Annotated in this window: 1 protein-coding gene and 1 pseudogene; both read right to left on the bottom strand. The window is 78.2% G+C overall.

Annotated elements, in window-relative coordinates; translation table 11 throughout:
- Positions 1 to 694: pseudogene (locus FK498_RS18625) on the bottom strand (hypothetical protein); the annotation flags it as partial.
- Positions 670 to 1,617 (bottom strand): class I SAM-dependent RNA methyltransferase (locus tag FK498_RS18630; RefSeq protein WP_141857188.1); only part of this gene is annotated, 948 nt, incomplete at its 5' end. The pseudogene FK498_RS18625 and the gene FK498_RS18630, both read right to left, overlap by 25 nt.

The raw sequence follows: 1,617 nt of genomic DNA on the forward strand, positions 1-1,617 counted from the left end.
GCGCAGGGCGGCCGGCGAGCCGCGCCTCGGCCACACGGCGCAGCCAGGCGACGTCGCGCGCATCGGGCAGGGCGGCGGCATTGGCGAGCACGAACAGCCAGAGCGCCTCGGGGCGCGGCCTGCCGAAGCGCCACGCCGTCTCGCCGGGGGCGCGATGGCCGCCCGTGACCAGATAGGTCAGCATCGCCGTGGTGCCGTGATAGGCGCCGAGGGTGGCGATGAAGTCGAGCCGTGCCGCGACCGGGGGGCGCAGGGCGGCGAGGAAGGCCGGCCCGGCGGCATAGGAGATCGCCGCGATCCCCGCCGGTCCGGGCCCCTCGGGCAATGCCTGCACGGCCGCCGCGACCGCCTCGGCGTCGGATGCGTCGGCGGAGAGGCGGCGGGCGGCCGGCAGGTCGGGCACGAGCACGAGGAAGCCGACGCGCGCCAGGCTCTCGGCGAAGGGCACGAGGCGGGCGTCGCGCCGCCCCGCCTCGGACAGTCCCGGCACCAGGACGATGCGCGCGCGCGGCGCCGTCCCCGGCCGGTAGAGATCGGCCTCGGTGCCGGGCAAGGCCACCTCCTCGCGTCTCGGCGCGGGTGTTGCCGCCTTCAGCGCCGAGGGGCCCGCGCCCGCCTCGATGTCGGCGAGCAGGCGCGCCGGTTCGTGCGCGCAGGCCACGAGCAGCGTCAGCGCGAGAACGGCACGACGCATTCGAGATGCCCCGACCAGAGGAACTGGTCGATCGGGGTTGCGCGCAGCGGGCGCCAGCCACCGCCGGCGAGGAGGCGCATGTCGCGCGCCAGCGCCGCGGGGTTGCAGGAGACGTAGACGATGCGGCGAACCGGCGCCTCCGCCAGCGCCGCGCACTGCGCGCGCGCGCCGTCGCGCGGCGGGTCGAGCACGACGGCGTCGGTCCCCTTGAGTTCCTCAGGCAGGAGCGGCCGCAGGGCGAGGTCGCGCGGCTCGACGGCGAGGCGCGGGGCGAGGCCGCCGGCATTGGCGGCGCGCCGCAGCGCCGCGGCCGCCGCCGCATCGCCCTCGGCCGCGCGCACGCGGAAGCGGCGCGCGAGACGGAAGGTCAGCGTGCCGATGCCGGCATAGAGATCGGCGACGACCGCATCCTCGGGCAGGTCCGCCAGTGCATCGTGCACGGCTGCGGCGATCGCCGCTTCGCCCGCGCGCGTGGCCTGCAGGAACGCGCCCGGCGGCGGCTCGACCGCGATCCCCGCGAAGGCGATGCGGGGCGCGCGCCGCACCACGACGGGCAGCGGCGCGGCCTCGCCGGTGGCCCAGGAGAGGCGCGCGAGATCCGCCTCCGCGGCGAAGGCGGCGAGGCGCTCCCGCTCGGCGAGGTCGGGCTCGCGCGGCCCGCGCAGCACGAGATCCGCGCCGGTGTCGAGCAGGTTCACCTGCGCCTCGGCCTCCGGACGGAACGCGGCCAGCGCCAGGCCGCGCAGGCGGTCGGCGAGCGCGAGGATCGCCGGATCGAGGACGCGGCATTGCGGCACGTCGAGCGCGCGGCGCGCGGCGCGCTCGTGGAACCCGACGATGCGGCCGCGCAGCACGAACTCGGCACGGCGGCGCGTCGCCGGCGCGGCGGGCACGAGCGGCGCGATCGGCGTGCCCTCAAAGCC

This window comes from Elioraea sp. Yellowstone (genome assembly GCF_006704265.1).
Taxonomy (GTDB): domain Bacteria; phylum Pseudomonadota; class Alphaproteobacteria; order Acetobacterales; family Acetobacteraceae; genus Elioraea.